The sequence below is a fragment of the Burkholderia sp. PU8-34 genome (assembly GCF_053427725.1).
Genome location: NZ_JBSAXC010000002.1, coordinates 296,241 through 311,778, shown reverse-complemented (window position 1 = coordinate 311,778; position 15,538 = coordinate 296,241). Strand labels below are relative to the sequence as shown.

The 15,538-nt window shown below is 66.8% G+C and carries 15 protein-coding genes, 1 tRNA gene and 1 pseudogene; 9 read left to right on the top strand and 8 right to left on the bottom strand.

Features of this window, described 5'->3' with window-relative positions; translation table 11 throughout:
• Positions 1 to 37 precede the first annotated feature (37 nt).
• Together ACV22Z_RS06140 and ACV22Z_RS06135 are read right to left on the bottom strand one after the other, a co-directional pair.
• Positions 38 to 2,839, bottom strand: coding sequence for a type VI secretion system Vgr family protein (locus tag ACV22Z_RS06140; RefSeq protein ID WP_448075429.1), 2,802 nt, complete (start codon positions 2,837 to 2,839; stop codon positions 38 to 40).
• A 140-nt stretch (positions 2,840 to 2,979) separates the two neighbouring features.
• Entirely contained in the window at positions 2,980 to 3,213 is a 234-nt protein-coding gene (locus ACV22Z_RS06135; protein WP_448075428.1) for a hypothetical protein, read from the bottom strand.
• 83 nt (positions 3,214 to 3,296) lie between these two features.
• On the opposite strand from ACV22Z_RS06135, the gene ACV22Z_RS06130 reads away from it, so the two are divergent.
• Together ACV22Z_RS06130 and ACV22Z_RS06125 are read left to right on the top strand one after the other, a co-directional pair.
• The gene (locus tag ACV22Z_RS06130) at positions 3,297 to 3,560 is read left to right on the top strand and encodes a PAAR domain-containing protein (RefSeq protein WP_448075427.1); all 264 of its coding nucleotides are present in this window, start codon (positions 3,297 to 3,299) and stop codon (positions 3,558 to 3,560) included.
• An 18-nt stretch (positions 3,561 to 3,578) separates the two neighbouring features.
• Entirely contained in the window at positions 3,579 to 4,988 is a 1,410-nt protein-coding gene (locus ACV22Z_RS06125; protein WP_448075426.1) for a hypothetical protein, read from the top strand.
• Between the two features lie 34 nt (positions 4,989 to 5,022).
• On the opposite strand, the gene tssF is transcribed toward ACV22Z_RS06125, so the two are convergent.
• Both tssF and ACV22Z_RS06115 read right to left on the bottom strand, forming a co-directional pair.
• Positions 5,023 to 6,876, bottom strand: a complete 1,854-nt coding sequence (gene tssF / locus ACV22Z_RS06120; RefSeq protein WP_448075425.1) for a type VI secretion system baseplate subunit TssF — start codon at positions 6,874 to 6,876, stop codon at positions 5,023 to 5,025.
• A 31-nt stretch (positions 6,877 to 6,907) separates the two neighbouring features.
• Positions 6,908 to 7,231, bottom strand: coding sequence for a hypothetical protein (locus ACV22Z_RS06115; protein ID WP_448075424.1), 324 nt, complete (start codon positions 7,229 to 7,231; stop codon positions 6,908 to 6,910).
• Positions 7,232 to 7,431: 200 nt separating this feature from the next.
• Between ACV22Z_RS06115 and ACV22Z_RS06110 the strand changes: the two are divergent.
• A pseudogene (locus ACV22Z_RS06110) lies at positions 7,432 to 7,663 on the top strand (two-component sensor histidine kinase); the annotation flags it as partial.
• 622 nt (positions 7,664 to 8,285) lie between these two features.
• Here ACV22Z_RS06110 and ACV22Z_RS06105 read toward each other — a convergent pair.
• A complete protein-coding gene (locus ACV22Z_RS06105) occupies positions 8,286 to 8,549 on the bottom strand; it encodes a DUF4148 domain-containing protein (RefSeq protein WP_448075423.1) in 264 nt (87 codons plus the stop codon).
• 522 nt (positions 8,550 to 9,071) lie between these two features.
• On the opposite strand from ACV22Z_RS06105, the gene ACV22Z_RS06100 reads away from it, so the two are divergent.
• Entirely contained in the window at positions 9,072 to 9,497 is a 426-nt protein-coding gene (locus tag ACV22Z_RS06100) for a lysozyme inhibitor LprI family protein (protein WP_448075422.1), read from the top strand.
• Positions 9,498 to 9,601: 104 nt separating this feature from the next.
• The gene (locus tag ACV22Z_RS06095) at positions 9,602 to 9,775 is read left to right on the top strand and encodes a hypothetical protein (protein WP_448075421.1); all 174 of its coding nucleotides are present in this window, start codon (positions 9,602 to 9,604) and stop codon (positions 9,773 to 9,775) included.
• Positions 9,776 to 9,853: 78 nt separating this feature from the next.
• On the opposite strand, the gene ACV22Z_RS06090 is transcribed toward ACV22Z_RS06095, so the two are convergent.
• The 3 genes from ACV22Z_RS06090 to ACV22Z_RS06080 all read right to left on the bottom strand — a co-directional run bounded on the left by ACV22Z_RS06090 (position 9,854) and on the right by ACV22Z_RS06080 (position 11,241).
• A tRNA-Arg gene (locus tag ACV22Z_RS06090) sits at positions 9,854 to 9,930 on the bottom strand.
• A 150-nt stretch (positions 9,931 to 10,080) separates the two neighbouring features.
• Entirely contained in the window at positions 10,081 to 10,911 is an 831-nt protein-coding gene (locus ACV22Z_RS06085) for an undecaprenyl-diphosphate phosphatase (protein WP_448075420.1), read from the bottom strand.
• A gap of 222 nt (positions 10,912 to 11,133) precedes the next feature.
• Positions 11,134 to 11,241 (bottom strand): UDP pyrophosphate phosphatase, encoded by a 108-nt coding sequence (locus ACV22Z_RS06080; RefSeq protein ID WP_221624598.1) that lies wholly within the window; start codon positions 11,239 to 11,241, stop codon positions 11,134 to 11,136.
• A gap of 160 nt (positions 11,242 to 11,401) precedes the next feature.
• On the opposite strand from ACV22Z_RS06080, the gene ACV22Z_RS06075 reads away from it, so the two are divergent.
• The 4 genes from ACV22Z_RS06075 to ACV22Z_RS06060 all read left to right on the top strand — a co-directional run bounded on the left by ACV22Z_RS06075 (position 11,402) and on the right by ACV22Z_RS06060 (position 15,536).
• Positions 11,402 to 12,313 carry an aldose epimerase family protein gene (locus tag ACV22Z_RS06075; protein WP_448075419.1) on the top strand — a complete coding sequence of 304 codons (912 nt, stop codon included), beginning with the start codon at positions 11,402 to 11,404 and terminating at the stop codon, positions 12,311 to 12,313.
• A gap of 121 nt (positions 12,314 to 12,434) precedes the next feature.
• Positions 12,435 to 13,124, top strand: a complete 690-nt coding sequence (locus tag ACV22Z_RS06070; protein ID WP_448075418.1) for a peptidoglycan DD-metalloendopeptidase family protein — start codon at positions 12,435 to 12,437, stop codon at positions 13,122 to 13,124.
• A 401-nt stretch (positions 13,125 to 13,525) separates the two neighbouring features.
• Entirely contained in the window at positions 13,526 to 15,145 is a 1,620-nt protein-coding gene (locus tag ACV22Z_RS06065) for an acyl-CoA synthetase (protein WP_448075417.1), read from the top strand.
• A gap of 67 nt (positions 15,146 to 15,212) precedes the next feature.
• Positions 15,213 to 15,536 carry a DUF2288 domain-containing protein gene (locus ACV22Z_RS06060; RefSeq protein WP_448075416.1) on the top strand — a complete coding sequence of 108 codons (324 nt, stop codon included), beginning with the start codon at positions 15,213 to 15,215 and terminating at the stop codon, positions 15,534 to 15,536.
• The last annotated feature ends 2 nt before the right edge of the window (positions 15,537 to 15,538 follow it).

The window sequence follows — 15,538 nt, the reverse complement described above, 5'->3', positions numbered from 1 at the left end:
GGCAATCGGCGCGCCCGGTCGGCAGGAGAAGGCTCCCTCAGATCGCCTTGCCGGCCGGCGTGCCGCCCGGCTGCATCGCGTGCGGCAGGCATTCGGCGCCGCCGGCTTTCTCGGGAAACTGCGGCAGCGGCATATCGAGCTGATCGGGGCCGACGAATGCGTGCTGCCCCGCGTACACGACGAACTTGCCCGGACATCCGAACGTGACGTTGCCACCTTCGATCGTCACGTGCGCGCCACCACTGACCGCAAGATGCACGGCCTGCTTCGCCGCGATCTCGACATCGGCGCTCGCCGACGCGACTTTCAGGTCGTCCCGCGCGCGCAGGCCGAGCACGTCGCGCTGGGCCTGCAGCGTCAGGCCGTCCTTGCCCGCGATCACGCTCATGCCGACGCCGCTCGCGTGGCTCGCGCCGGCCAGCCAGCCGATCGCCTGCCCGCTGTGAATACGCAGCAGCTGCCCGACCGCGACGCTCGCGTCGTGGCCGCTGCCGACGGTCAGCGTTTCGCCTGCCGCCCATTGCAACGCCTGTCCGGCGATCAGCCCGTGACTGCCCTTTGCGTCGATTCCGAGCACCGCGTCGCCGCTATGCGGCAGCGCGTTGCCGGCCGCACGGCGCGACGCATCGGCCGCCGCCTGCTCGTAGCCGCGCGCGCCGACCGTCGTGCCGAAGCTCTGCGCGAGCGCATCGAGCGGCGCGGCCTGGCCGTTCAGCGCCGACTGCCCGGCCGCGTCCACGCCGCGCTCTGCAGCGAACGGCAGCGTCCGGTGCGTATCGGCGGTCTTGCCGAAGCGCCGTGCGAGGTCCGCCTGTTGCGCGAGCAGCGACTGCAGCGCCGATACGTCGCCTGCCGGCTGGGCCGTGCCCGCCGGCGCATAGCTCGAAATCAGCAGGCCGCGCGCGGCGCGCACCGCGCCGTATGCATCGGTGCGCAACTCGACGCCCTGGCCGCGGAAACTCCCGAGATAGTTGTCGGCCTGGTGGCGCAAATGGCCGATGTTGAGCTGCGTCGCCGCCTGCGTCGTCGCCATCTGCATGCGACCCATGCCGTCACTGTCGTCCGCGACCAGCTGGTTGTGGCCTTGTCCGTCGAATCCCTGGCTCTTGAAGCCCGACAGCGCGCCGGCGTGATGGTGGCGATTCGCGCCGCCGCCCGCGCCGTGCCACGCGGGGCCATGGCCGCCCGCGGCATTGCCTTGCGCGCTCGCCGCGTGGTCCGCCGCCTGCGTGTACACCGACTCGTCGAGCGGCTGTCCGGCCGCGCCGCCCGGCGATGGCGATTCGCCGCCCTCGCCACGGCCGTTGAACAGCCCGCCGAGCACGATCGGCCGGTGAATCAGGCCGTTGTGGAACTGCACGAGCACCTCTTGGCCGATGCGCGGCGTCTGTTGCAGGCCGTGCCCTTCGCTCGCAAGCCGCTGGATCGCGCGCGTCGGATACGTGCCGGTGTCGTCGTCCGCCTGCCAGTGGAAGCGCACGCGCAACCGGCCTTGCGCGTCGGTATGCACCGGCCCCGTCGCGCCCGGTTGCGACTCGCCCCGCGGGCCGACCACGATGGCGGTTTGCGCACCGAGCGCCGTAGGCGACGGATTGAGCCGCTGCCCGGTGCCGTCGTCGAGTGTCGGCCGCCACGCCTGCACGCGCGCCGCTGCGGAGAACCGGTTCGCGTAGCCGCCCGCCTTCGCCAGCCTCAGCACGCGCGGATCGAGCGCCGTCAGCGGCAATGGGCCGAGCGTGCGTTCGACGGCCTCGATCACGGCCGCCGGCAGATTGTTGACTCCGGCATGCTCGACGCCGGTCACGAGAAGCGCGTCCGGCGGCTGCGCGCCGCCGCGCGACACCGGCCACGCGGCGTCGGCAATCCGCAGCGCGCGTCCGGCCCGCGCGGTACGCAACGTGCTGTAGCCCGTCCAGAAACGCGCCTGGGAAACGACTGCATCGGCATGCCGCCGCGCGACAGCCTCCGCGTCGCGCAGGCTGTCGAATGCCTCCGGCCCGACGTCGTCGTACAGCTCGCGCGCGCCGTTCGGTCTGCCGACGGTCGCGCCGGCCGTCGTCGACTGGTTGCTGCGATAGTCGCTGCTGATCAGCGTGATGCGGTCCGCGGTCAGCGACAGCGACTGCCCGATGCCCACGATCATGTCGTCGGCTTCCGTCGCCATGCCGCTCAGCCGCCGCGGCACGCCCCCCAGCCGCGCGGACGTGTCGTCCTCGGGCAGTTGCGTGCTATCGTCGAATATCAGCATCGTATGGCCGGCCGGCGCATCGGCATCCTCGACGAAACAGAAGCCGAGCCCTGCATCGGCGAGCAGGTGACAGACGAAATCGAAGTGGGTGTAGGTACGGTACTGCACGCGATATGCGCAGGCGCCCAGCGCATCGATGCGCCGGCTCGCATCCGCCGTGAAGCGCCAGCGCGCGATCGCGCCGTACGGCGCGAACACCGCGTCGAGCACCTCCGCGATATTCCGGTTCATGAAAGTGCGCTCGTCGCGCGCGTGCGTCAGCGCGGCCAGCCAGGGCACCAGTTGCAGGACGTACCGCGCGAGGCCCCCGTCATAACCCACGCACGCCGCCTCCGCGACGAGCCCGCTGCGCAGCACGGCCGTGCCGTCCGACAGCGTCGTCCGGATCGCCGCGCGCTGCCCGAGCATGGCCTCGAGATCCAGCCCGGGATCCGTCGCGAGCGCGTGAACGTCCCATTGAAAATTCCCGGAAAGCGCTTCACGGCCTGCCCAGCGTTCGATCTGCAACGACGACAGCTGCTCCGCGCCCTCCAGCGAATACAGGCGATTGAAGGCGCCGAAAAACGACGCGAATTCCGCGATGATGCTCATGCGAGTCCCGCTCTCTCAGGATCCAACCGTTTTTAAATTCGTTTCATCGTGACGAAAACGGGACGACACACCAACTGCCGACGGCACGACCGAAACCTGCAGGCGACCGGCGCGCGTGGCCGTCCCGGCTCGCGCGCGCATCACGCCGGCCGATGCGCCCGTATTTTAAGCTTTCTATTGTAATTTACGATGGCATGTGTCGCCACTAGAAACATGCTGCCGATTTCAATCACATAGCGCCAATTAATCGACAACTGGTAATCAAATACGCTCCACGCAAGCCAATAATCAACATTTAATGTAAATCGGCAAATATTCCCTGAAAGGCAATATTTGCCGATATGTGCACTCACACCTTTTCTGATTGCTTTCATCCAGTAGAATCGAGCCCGCATGCTGGCGCCGGCCGCCAGCCCGATTCACGCCAGCAGGGCGTCCGGCAAGGAACCCCACACACATGACAAAACCGTTCATCGTTCTCGGCGACAGGCACACTCACGGCGGCACCGTCACCAGTGCCGCGACCGCGTCGTCGGTTGACGGCCGCGGCATCGCGCGCCGCAACGACAAGGTCACGTGTCCGATTCATGGCCCGAACCGCATCGTCGACGGCGACGACACGATGATCGTGCAAGGCGAAGGCGTGGCCCGCGACGGCTACAAGACCGCCTGCGGCGCGACCCTGATCGCGAGCACGACGACCGGCAGCGACGGCACCTGACGCGGGGATCCGACGGGAATGGTCAAGCTGTTGCGCAAGACGGCGTTCGTGGCCGCGGTGTTCGCACTGGTATGGGGCGCGGTATTCGCGTGGTGGAAGGCGAGCTATCACCCGCCGACCGGCACCGAACTGATGCTGTTCGGCATTGCCCTGCCGGCCGCGCTCGCCGCGGCCATCGCGTGGGGACGCCGGGCGCTCGACCGGGCACGCGCGTCACGCGTTCCGGTACGACCGCAGGCCGCCGGCACGTCGCCTTCGTCCGGGCCCGCGGCGCCGGCACCGGCGCAAGGCGATGCGTCGCGACCGTGGACGATCGCGCTGCTCGACAGCAGCGTGCGGCTGCCGACCGGCACGACGACAGCCGAAGTCGAGGCGGCCGCGCGCGACGAACGTGTCGTCGGCCTGCATCCGGACCTGCAGCGGACCGATGGCACGAGCGTGTTTGCCGCCCGTGTCGATACCGTCTCGCTCGACCGCTTCGACAAGGACCTGTTGCCGCCCGGCATTCGCGACACGCTGAAAGACGAACATTGGCGCGGACTCATGCTCACCGCTGACGCGCTCGACGAACTCCTCGAACGCCATGCGGCGCTGGCGGACACCTCCCCGGGCGCCGAACGGCTCAAGCTGCACCTGCTGCTGCCCGAGCGCTGGCAGCCGGTCGCGGCGACGCTTGCCGCGTGGCTCGACGCGCACATCGCCCGCGAGCGTCTGGCGCCCGGCATCGAGCGCGTGCAGACGCGCACTGTCGCCAATCCCGTGCAGGCGTGGGCCGTCGTCGATGAACTGATTCAATCCGTGCACCTGCAGCCATCGGCCGACAGCCATGTCGTGCTCGCTTGCGACTCGCTGTCGAGCCAGGAGTCGATCGATGCACTGGACCGCGGCGGCCGGCTCTACGGTCAGAACTGCCCGAACGGGCGCACGCCCGGGGAAGGCGCCTGCGCGCTGCTGCTCGGACATCCCGACACCGCGCGCGCGATGCCGGCGCCGCAGATACACCGCCTCGCCGCAGCGCATCGTGCGACCTCCGCGGATCATCCCGGCAATGCGAAACCGGGCACGCTCGAACACCTGCTCGATGCAGCCCGCGCGCGCCTGTCGACAGCCTGCATCGGCGTGCCCGCCGGCGGGCTCGTCAGCGACGCCGATCAGCGAAGCAGCCGGCGCACGGAAATCGTCGGCGCAACCGCGCGGGCTTGGCCCGACGATGCCGCCGCACGCTGCCGGCACCTCGGCCTCGCCAACGGTGAAAGCGGCGCGGCGCTCGCCTTGAGCGTGCTCGCAATCGCCGGCGATCGCGCAAGCGACGAACAGCAGGCCATCCTGGCAGTGTCGACCAGCGACCCGGTCGCGCGTGGCGTGATGCCGGTCGCCCCGGCCGCTACCGCGCCGGCCACGTCGCAGCCGCTTGCCGCGGCAGCGTGACGGGACACCCCGGCCGAGCCTGGCGCCGCGCCGCTCAAAGCAGCATTCCGCTGCCCGCCCGACGCGCGCAGCGGCACAGTTCGCCGCCATCCCGGCTCGACACCAGCACCAGCTGGCTAAACGCAGTCGGCGGCGCATATTGGCCGAGGAGGCCATCCATCAACTGCGCGAACGTATTGATGCCGGTGCCCGCGAACTGATCTTCGTCGACGACGACGCGGATTTCCAGGCCACGCATGACGCTCGCGAACGGCTTGCGGGCCACCCAGGCCGTCACCGTCTTGTGCGACACATCGACGACGCCGTCGATTTGCCGCACGGTCGCCGGCGAGCCCGCCCGATCGTGAAGCCTCAGCACGTCCCGCACGGATTCCGCTCCCCCTGACAGCAGCACCGAATTGACCGACAGCAGCGAGACCAGCCGCCACATCGCGCCGCGCTCGTCGCGGAACGGCAACGGCCGCGTGGGTCGATGCAGCAGGTTGACGCGTCTCGCCAGCGTGCCCCCCTCCATCATCAGGTCGCCGCCCGGCGCCCCGTGCGACAGTTGCTCAGGCAGATCGCGATTGGTACACGTGAGCGACAGGTTCAGGACCGGCGGCGGCGAAGCAGGCTCGAGCGCGCGGTCGATGAAGCCGAGCGACATCTCGTGGCCGGGCGGGCTCTTCGCGGCCAGCGCGTCCCGGTGCGTGCGCCAGTACAGCGCCGCGTGCGTCGGCTCTGCGCCGTGGTACAGCGCATGCAACGGCCGGATCGCGACGGTCCGCTCGCCCTCCGGCGCCGACTCGACCTGCGTCACCGCATCGACCGAATGAATCTCGCACGCAAAGGCGTTCTGCTCGTCGACGACGAGCGGATACATTTGCGCCACCGGCGACGATGCGTCCGGTTGCCGGCCGAGCTTGCCGGTGGCTTCGAACAGGTTGACGACCGGCGTGCAGCCGAGCATCACGTGCGTGGCGTCCAGCCCTTCCAGCGCGCGTGCCGCGGCGGAATCGGCCGCGACGTCCTTCAGCAGCAGATGCAGCGTAAATTGCCGCCCGCCCACACGGCCCGCCTGACGCAGGTCGCAGTCGAAGAAACCGAACTTCTCCGGATACGCGAAGTATTCCATCAGCAACGGATAGGCCGGATGCCCGGTTGCGGGACGCGGGATCAGGCTGTGCTCCGGCGCCGTGCCGACGGCCGAGAACGGCACGTGGTCGAGCGCGACCCAGCGGCCGCCGTCCGCCGGTTCGACGAACGCTTGCAGCGCGCGAATCGACAGCGCATCGCGCAGCGCCCCGCTGACGAGCGGCGCCCCGCAGACGTAAAGCCGCACGCTGTCCTGCTTCAGTTCGGCGATCGACGCATGCGGCGACCGGATCGTGAATGTCAGCGCAATCTGCGCGCTCGCATCGGGCGATAGGCGCAGCGATCGAGGCGCCTGCGCGACGCCATGAAAGCGCACGTCCGTCAGTTGCAGCGGCGACAGTGTCACGTCATACGCGGTCCGGAAGAACATCTTGGCGCCCTTCACCGGCCGGCTGTACAGTTCGGTGCCTCGCGGAACGACGACCGCCGCCGACATCTGCGCGGCGCGGCTCGCGTCGACGTCGAAGCAGGCAATCGAACACGACGGAAACGAACGCAGATAATGCGGATACAGCGCCTCGACCAGCGCCTTCGTGAATTCCGGGTAGTCGTCGTCGATGGCGCACGACGCGCGCGCGCTCAACAATGCGAACGATTCGAACAGCCGCTCGACATGGGGATCGTCGCTGCCGCCGTCCGCCCCGCTCGTGAGCCGCATGCGGGCCGCGGCCTTCGGGTATCGGTCGGCAAACTCGCGCGCCCGATGACGCAGCAAGGCCAGTTCCCGTTCGTAGAATGACAGCAGATCGTCCATCAGCGATTTTCGAAAGTACCGCGCACGACGATCAACCGCGACGCACCCAGATCACCTTGCCTGCCTTGACGCCCAGGTTTCGGCGGTCTTCGCGGTAATCCATCGTTCCCGGCAACGACTGGCCGTCGCGTTCGCCGACACGCCACGCGCATCCGCCGAGCATCGCGGCCGCTTGCGCTTCGGACTTGCCGATCAGTGCGTCGTCAGTGGCCGCATCGGCGTTGCAGGAGGTGGCTGCTTCGGAAGTTCCGGCGCTCGGCATTGCGGTCCCTGTCGTGTTCCGGCCGGGGTTGGCACATCCTGCGATCGATGCGCATGCAACCATCGCGACGATAATCGATGTCAGGTCTTTCAAGGGTGTCTCCGTTTCCGGTGGTCGCGCGAGCGATCACGGCCCGGCTCGCGCGTAAGGAAAATCGAATCTTACAGTAATCCAGGACGCGCCCGATGTGGCGAGCGATATCCTGCTACGCACTGGCCGCCGTGCGCCGAAGGCGCAAGTGAACCGACGCGAAACTGTGCGCAATTGTGTTCGATTGTCGTGACAGCGCGTCGGCCGCCGGCACGCATGTCTGCGATCCGAAGCTCGTCGCGCGCGCTGCCGAACCTGATCCGCAACGGCGCGCGTTATGCGGCGAGCACGGTGACGCTTGTCGCAAAGGGAGGAAACGACGGCGCGCTGGCGCTTGTGCATGGCGGCAACGTGCGGCTCGAGGATTCGCCGCTTGGCGGGGCGCGGTTCGTGATGACGTTGCCGGTGCGCAAGGTGACGGATGGGGTTGCGGCGCCGGGCAATGAAAGGATCAGCGTCGGCGCGGCCTCGACCCGAGGCCGTGACACGCCGGGTGTGGACGCGAATCGGCGATGCCTACAGACCGGTATCGCCTTTCGACGCCCGAAACCTCGCATAGGCTTTCGCGTTCTCCATCGCTTCATGATGGGTCGCAAATTTCTCATCGATCTTGTGAGTCATGCCCGGGATGTGCGCCTTCATCGCCGTGTGGTCGCTCTTGCGTTCGAACCTGACCAGCGCATGCCAGACGCCCAGCGGTTCTTCGTATGCTTCGCAGAAACACAGATAGCCGCTTTCGTCGACAACGATGCGTTCCGACATACCAGCCTCCGTCATGAAACACGCGCCCCCGGCGCCGGGCATGATCGCTCGCGCGGCACAAACTTCACGCGCTTGAAGCGAGGTCAGATCTGAGATGTGCATCGCCCCGCCATTGCCCGATTGCGAGTCCAGGCGTGATCGTTACTGGGGATCGCTCCAGCTTAGGTCACGTGGACCGGCTTGGCCACTCTTCCGAAAAGTCCACCGAAAAATGCGTAGCCGGCGGATGCTTCGGGTCGCCGCGCCGCGGCGCGACGCGTGCACGGCATCACGCGTCGTCCATCGCATGAATCGCTCAGTCGTGGTGCCCCGACTCGACGGTTGCACCGGTGTCGCTACCATAGCCCGGCTTCGCGGCTTGTGCAGCGAGTTTGGCTTCGGCTGCGTGCAAGTTCTCGGGGTAGTGGAACATGTCGTTGGGGTCGTAGCCGGCCTTCTCGAGCGCCGCGAGTTCCGCGCGGAGCTGGCGGGCGCTGGCCGGCGGGCTGGACTGCGCGAACGATTCGACCGGTGCCGCAAGAGCCGCGGCAAGCGCGGCGGCGATGATCAGAGGTTTCATGACAATGGATTCCTGATTATTGATCGAGGTGCGACGGCGAATCCGCCTGCTACCTTGAGGGGGAGTGTACGAATAGAACAATGTACTGGTAAGCCCGTTCTTTCGAATGCATCGTTGCTCGAGGAACAACGATGAAGTGTCCATCACATCGCCCGGCAGCGCGCGCGCCCTGCTCCGGCACGGAAGCTTGTCCGGCACGGTTCGATTTTGGTGTTATCCGTCAGATGATAAAGTGCGACGTCCACGCGGCCGTCGTGGGACAAGAACAACGCTTTGAGAGGGCGACAGATGGCAAACGAAAACATGCGCTTGAGCCAGGCCGGCTGGACCGCGCTGCGCGTCCGCGAGCATGCGGTCATGGCCTACTACAACGATCAGCGGTGTGGTCTCCCACATGAACCAGCGCGTCTACATCCACCCGCGCGACGCTAACGGTCGGCGCTTGGCTCCCGTGCGCTCGAATGGGCTCATGAATCGTCGACGCCTCGAAACTGCGCCGTTCCGCCGCCAACAGGGTGGCCAATGAGAAAGATCGCTTTCGTACTGATCCTGGTAGCGTCAGCCAACGTCTTCGCCGAGCAGTCCCCGGCCGACGAAATCTCCGCACGGAGCGGGTTGCCGGCCAGCGAGGTCAATGCGCTGCTCGCTGACTGTGACTCGAACCAGACGAGCATGAACTTCTGCGCATGGCGCGACCGAATCATTGCTGAGCGTGCGCTGCAGCAGGTTGTCGACAAGCAGGTGAGCGAGCATCCGGAGCAGAAGGCAGCGCTCGAAGCCAGGATTGCAAAATGGAAGAAGGCGCGCGATGCGTCCTGCGAGAAGTCTGCGCGCAAAGAATGGGGCGACGGTTCCATGCGTCCGGCTGCTCAGGCGACCTGCCAGACGGAATCGACGAAGAAGATGACAAAGAAGCTGTTGGCGAGAGCCGCGCACAGGCCGTCTTGAAAGCCGCGCAGTTGACGAGCGTAGTGTTACCGCGTCGCGGTTTATCGGAACAGATTCGTCGGCGGCATCTCTGATGGTCGAGCGAGGAGCATTGAAAGCCCGCGATGCTCCTCGTCAAATTTGAGCAGTTCACCCACGGCAAGCTGTTCGTGCGACTTCAATTCGAGTGGGACACCGAGGGCATCGCCGACCAGCAGGCAAACCAGCCCACCGATCGTTGCCCCCATTCGCAGTCGCACGGCGACCTGTTGACCGAGGTCGCGGCTTTCCGAAGCTAACGTAGGTAGGCGGCATCCCGAACGCGGTCTTGATGCCGGCCATGAACAAGAAAAAGCGTCGTAGCTCTTTGATTTGGCTGGCCCGCCCTACACGATTCGAACGTGTGACCTACGGCTTAGAAGGCCGTTGCTCTATCCAACTGAGCTAAGGGCGGTCGAGGAGAAAAGACACGGTCCTGACGCGGGCCGAAATTGCGAGCAGACACGACACGCAAGCAACACAAACAAAGCGGGCCCGGCGTGAACCGAGCCCGAAATTATACCCGATCACGGCGCCGAATCATCCAGAATCGGCGCGCCGGGCATCACACCGGCTGCGGATGGATCATGAACCAGCCGAGGCAGAACACCCCTGCAACCGCACAATACAGACCGAACGACGCCAGCCGCCCGCGCCCTTCGAAATAGCGCATCAGGAACCGCACGCTCAAATAAGCCGCAATCGCAGTCAGCACGCCGCCGAGCATCGCGTCGACGAGCTGGTCACGCGCATGGAACAGCTTCGGCAGCTCGAGCACGCCCGCCGCGAAGATGATCGGCGTACCGAGCAGGAACGAGAATTCCGCCGCCTTTTCCGCGGTCAGCCCCGCCGCATTGCCGGCGATCATCGTCAGGCCGCTGCGCGAAAAACCGGGAATCAACGCGCCCACCTGCGCAAGCCCCACGAAAAACGCCTGCTTGAACGTCAGCTTCTCGGGCGCCTGGTGCGCGCGGCTGCGCTGGATGCGATCGCCGATCCACAGCAGCAAGCCGTTGACGATCAGCGCGATCGCGACGATGCGCAGATCGTGAAACACGCGCTCGATGCGCTTCTCGAGCAGCAGGCCGACGATCCCCGTCGGGATCGTGCCGATGATGAGCGCCCACATCAGGTGCCCGTCGTCGTTCTTGCGGCCACCGAGCGACGCGAAGAAACCGCCGATCAGCGCGATCCATCGAGCACGGAAATACCACAGCAGCGCCAGCGCGGTACCGAGGTGCAGCGCGACGAGGAATGGCAGCAGCTGCGGCGCGTGCTTGTCGATATGCATGCCGAGCAACCCCGGCACGAGCAACGTATGGCCGAGACTGCTGACGGGGAAGAGTTCGGTCACGCCCTGCAGGACGCTCAGGAAAAATAGAAACCAGAGACTCACGCGTCGGTCCTCTAAACGGAGATGAAAGCGGAAAGGAATGCCGGACGACGCGGCGGGCCGCCGGCAAGCGCGCCCCGATTATGCCCAGCGCACATTACCGCGCCAAGGCATTTGGCAGGAAATTGCGGCGATGCACACAAACGCTTGCAACCTGTAAGGCCGTAGAAAGCAAAAAGCCCGCCATTTACATGGCGGGCCTTGCCGATTCGGCAGATTTTGCCGTCAGCGGCCGAGCTGGTAGAAAAACAGCACCGTGCTGCCGGTGAACATTCCAAACAGGGCGATTCCCATTGCCATTGCCAGATCCATGTCCGCTCCTCGAAGTGTCATGACCCGGCAACACGACCGGTTTAGTGCATTATCCCGACGCTTGCCCCTCGCCAAAACTCGCGATTTCCCGAGAAGGGTTTTCCCCGACCGTTCCGGGGCCCGATAATGAAGGCGCGCCGCGCCAGCGGCGCCCCGCCCACCCGTTCATTCCCGAATCGCCATGCCGATCTTCCAGCAACACGAGATTCACGAACTCCACGCCGGCCCGTCGCTCGTCCGGGTCGCCCCGCAATGCGGCGGACGTCTGCTGTCGTGGGACATCGACGGCGAGCCCGTCATCTTCTGGCCGGACTCCGCCGACTGGACCCAGCTCGCGCGCGTGCGCGGCGGCAATCCGCTGCTGTTCCCGTTTCTCGGCCGTCATCGCGCCGACGGCGAGCTCGGCCGCTGGCGCGATTCGGCGGGCGTGGTCCGCGACCTGCCGATGCATGGCTTTGCGCGCGACCTGCCGTTCGCGGCGCAGCCGTCGGCCGACGGCATGGCACTCGCGATGACGCTCGACGCGAACGACGCGCTGCACGCGAGCTACCCGTTCGATTTCCGCTTCGAAGCCACCTACCGTCTCGCCGACGCGCACACGCTCGACGTCACGCTGACGACGACCAATCGCGGCACCACGCCGTTGCCCTACTACGCCGGCCACCATTTCTATTTCGCGCTGCCGCACGCGGAACGTGCGCAGACGACGCTCGAACTGCCGCCGACGCACCGCTGCGAGCAGCTCGCCGACGGCACGATCAGCACGCCGGAGCCCGGCGCGGCGCGCTACACGCTCGACGAAGCGCGCATCCACGACCGCTTCCATTGCCTGGACGGCGCGGCGCCGGCGCCGGTGCGGATCGTGATGCCCGGTCGGCGCCGCACGATCGAGATCTCACTCGACGTGCCGGGTTCGATCCCGTGGTATGCGGTCACGACCTGGACGGAAAAGCCGGAATCCGACTTCTATTGCGTCGAGCCGTGGCTCGGCCTGCCCGACGCGATCCACAACGGGCTGGGGCTGCGGATGCTGGCGCCGGGCGCGACCGAAACCGCGGCGTTGCGCATCTGCGTCAGCCCGCTCGCAGGCTGACGCGCGCCGCACCGGGCGGACACGCGGCGCGGCCAATCTGCGGCCTGCGGGTCGAACCCGTTAAAATCTGATGTTTTGTGTCACCTGCCGCGCAACGCGCGGCAGGGCTTTGCGAGGTTCAATGTTCGGAACAACAACGAAGCGATTCATCGCGGCATCGGTCGCCGCCCTGCTCGCCGCGTGCGGCGCCGCACCCGTCGGCCCCGGGTTTTACCGAGTCGAGCGCGGCGACACGCTCTCCAAGATCGCGCGCGACAACCGCCAGTCGGTGCAGAACATCGTGCGCTGGAACCAGATCTCGAACCCCAACGCGATCGAAGTCGGCCAGGTGCTGCGCGTCGAGCCGCCGCCGGGCACGGCGACGTCGAGCGTCGGCACCGGCAGTGCCGGCCGCAGCCGCCCGGCGCCTTCGGCACCGGTCGAATCGGCGGTGAAGCCGCCGTCCAGCATTGCGCTGATCTGGCCTGCGCCCGGCAGCGTGGTTCGCAGCTTCGACGGCTCGAAATCCAAGGGCATCGACATCGCGAATTCCGCAGGCACGCCGGTGGTCGCTGCCGCGCCGGGCGTCGTCGTCTACGCGGGCAACGGGCTGCGCGGCTACGGCAACCTCATCATCCTCAAGCACAACGCCGATTACCTGACCGCGTACGCGCACAATCGCGCGCTGGTCGTGAAGGAAGGCCAGCAGGTGACGCAGGGGCAAACGATCGCCGAGATGGGCGACAGCGACAACGACCGCGTCGCGCTGCATTTCGAGTTGCGCTACGGCGGACGTTCGATCGATCCGTCACGCTACCTGCCGGCCCGCTGAGCGGCGACAGGAACGAGGCGACGGACAACGCGCGACAAGCGGTGCGCGGTGCGCGGTGCATGCACGCACCGCGCACCGTCGTGAATGTGGACGAAGGGAAATCAGTCAGCGCTTGCGCAGACGGCCGGTCAAACGACCGGACAACGGATCGACGTGACGTGCGAACGCGACGAGCGCACCGATCCCGAGCAGGCTGAACCCCGCAGCTATCAGAAGCAAATCCATGGTCATTTCAGATACTTGTCGTGATCTTATGCGTCATTCTGTAATCGTGCATTGAAGCACTCCTATCGGACGAGTCCGAATCTTCCCTAAGATCGATTACATTGTGATTCCCGCCGCATGAACATGCCGTGTAAGCCCGCGGTCCGGCATTCACGCCCACCCTCCGGAGACGCCCGATGCTGCCTGACGCCGAACGCTACGATGAGCTGCTCTCCCGCTTCCGTTGGGCCGTTCCGGCGCGCTACAACATCGCCGTCGACACCTGCGACAAGTGGGCCGACGGCAGCGGCCGGCTCTCGCTGATCCACGAAACCGCGCAAGGCGACGTCACGCGCGTGACGTTCGACGATTTGAAAAATGCTTCTAATCAGCTCGCGAACAGCTTCACGCGCGCCGGTTTGCGACGCGGCGACCGGATCGGCATCTTCCTCGCACAGGGTCCGGAAACCGCCGTCGCGCATCTCGCCGCGTACAAGCTCGGCGCAATTGCCGTGCCCCTCTTCACGCTGTTCGGCGCCGACGCGCTCGAATACCGGCTCGCGAACAGCGAAGCGGCGGCGCTTGTCACCGACGCGGCCGGCTACGCGAAGATCGCGTCGCTGCGCGGCCAGTTGCCGGCGCTGAAGACGGTCTACTGCATCGGCGACGACGCGCCCGACGCCCCGGGCGTGCTGCGCTACGACGCGGCGCTCGCCGCCGAATCCGCCGATTTCGCCCCCGCCGACACGGCAGCCGACGATCCGGCGCTGATCATCTACACGTCAGGCACGACGGGCAAGCCGAAGGGCGCGCTGCATGCGCACCGCGTGCTGCCCGGCCACCTGCCGGGCGTCGAGATGTCGCAGCAGTGCTTCCCGCGCGACGCACGCCTGTTCTGGACACCCGCCGACTGGGCATGGATCGGCGGCCTGCTCGACGTGCTGCTGCCGTCGTGGCATCACGGCGTGCCGGTGCTCGCACGGCGTTTCGAAAAATTCGACGGCGAAGCGGCGTTCGACCTGATGGCCCGACACGGCGTCACGCACACTTTCCTGCCGCCGACCGCGCTGAAGCTGATGCGCACCGTGCCGCGGCCGCGCGAACGCTTCCCCCTTGCGCTGAAATCGGTCGCGAGCGGCGGCGAATCGCTCGGCAGCGAACTGACGTCCTGGGGCCGCGACGCGCTCGGCGTGACGATCAACGAGTTCTACGGGCAGACCGAATGCAACATGGTGCTGTCGTCGTGCGCGGCGCTGTTCGCGCCGCAGCCGGGTGCGATCGGCAAGGCCGTGCCGGGCCATGACGTTGCAATCGTCGATGCGCAGGGCACGCCGCTGCCGCCCGGCGTCGAAGGCCACATCGCGGTGCGCCGGCCCGACCCGGTGATGTTCATCGAATACTGGCGCAACCCGGAAGCGACCCGCGACAAGTTTGCCGGCGACTACCTGCTGACGGGCGACACGGGCGTGCTCGATGCCGACGGCTTCGTGCGTTTCGTCGGCCGCGACGACGACGTGATCACGAGCGCAGGCTACCGGATCGGCCCCGGCCCGATCGAAGACTGCCTGCTCACGCATCCGGCGGTGCGGATGGCCGCCGTCGTCGGCGTGCCCGACGCGACCCGCACCGAGATCGTCAAGGCGTTCGTCGTGCTGAACCCCGGCTATGCCGGCGACGGTGCACTCGTGCGAGCGCTGCAGGATCATGTGAAGACGCGCCTCGCCGCACATGAATATCCGCGCGCGATCGCGTTCGTCGACAGCCTGCCGATGACGGCGACCGGCAAGATCGTGCGGCGCGCGCTGCGCGACGCTTGACCGAAGCACGGCCGGCGCGGCCGGATGGTTTATAGTGGCGCTCAGTTGCAGTCACTACACGAATCCGATGTCCTCCGATCAACACTCCCCCGCGGGCGCGTCGCACAGCCCGCTCTACGCCAAACTCCTCGGTGAAACCGCGAAGATCGACTGGTGCGATCTCGAGCGCTTCTTTGCGCAGGGCAAGCTGCTGTCGGTCGCGCGCGACCTCGATCTGGTGAGCGTCGCCGAGGCGATCGCCGGCGACGACAAGGAACAAGTCACCCGCTGGCTCGCCGCCGGCCATATCGCCCGCATGCAGGCCGACACCGCGCAGGACTACGCGGCGCGCAATCCGGAATTGTGGGCAGTAGTCGTATCGCCGTGGGTCTGCGTGCAGGAACGCGGCTGACG

Bases quoted from the DNA above. Each gene is read 5' to 3' on its own strand.
- ACV22Z_RS06140 (WP_448075429.1), bottom strand. From the start codon at position 2,839: ATGAGCATCATCGCGGAATTCGCGTCGTTTTTCGGCGCCTTCAATCGC.
- ACV22Z_RS06135 (WP_448075428.1), bottom strand. From the start codon at position 3,213: ATGAAAGCAATCAGAAAAGGTGTGAGTGCACATATCGGCAAATATTGC.
- ACV22Z_RS06130 (WP_448075427.1), top strand. From the start codon at position 3,297: ATGACAAAACCGTTCATCGTTCTCGGCGACAGGCACACTCACGGCGGC.
- ACV22Z_RS06125 (WP_448075426.1), top strand. From the start codon at position 3,579: ATGGTCAAGCTGTTGCGCAAGACGGCGTTCGTGGCCGCGGTGTTCGCA.
- tssF (WP_448075425.1), bottom strand. From the start codon at position 6,876: ATGGACGATCTGCTGTCATTCTACGAACGGGAACTGGCCTTGCTGCGT.
- ACV22Z_RS06105 (WP_448075423.1), bottom strand. From the start codon at position 8,549: ATGAAACCTCTGATCATCGCCGCCGCGCTTGCCGCGGCTCTTGCGGCA.
- ACV22Z_RS06100 (WP_448075422.1), top strand. From the start codon at position 9,072: ATGAGAAAGATCGCTTTCGTACTGATCCTGGTAGCGTCAGCCAACGTC.
- ACV22Z_RS06095 (WP_448075421.1), top strand. From the start codon at position 9,602: ATGCTCCTCGTCAAATTTGAGCAGTTCACCCACGGCAAGCTGTTCGTG.
- ACV22Z_RS06080 (WP_221624598.1), bottom strand. From the start codon at position 11,241: ATGACACTTCGAGGAGCGGACATGGATCTGGCAATGGCAATGGGAATC.
- ACV22Z_RS06075 (WP_448075419.1), top strand. From the start codon at position 11,402: ATGCCGATCTTCCAGCAACACGAGATTCACGAACTCCACGCCGGCCCG.
- ACV22Z_RS06070 (WP_448075418.1), top strand. From the start codon at position 12,435: ATGTTCGGAACAACAACGAAGCGATTCATCGCGGCATCGGTCGCCGCC.
- ACV22Z_RS06065 (WP_448075417.1), top strand. From the start codon at position 13,526: ATGCTGCCTGACGCCGAACGCTACGATGAGCTGCTCTCCCGCTTCCGT.
- ACV22Z_RS06060 (WP_448075416.1), top strand. From the start codon at position 15,213: ATGTCCTCCGATCAACACTCCCCCGCGGGCGCGTCGCACAGCCCGCTC.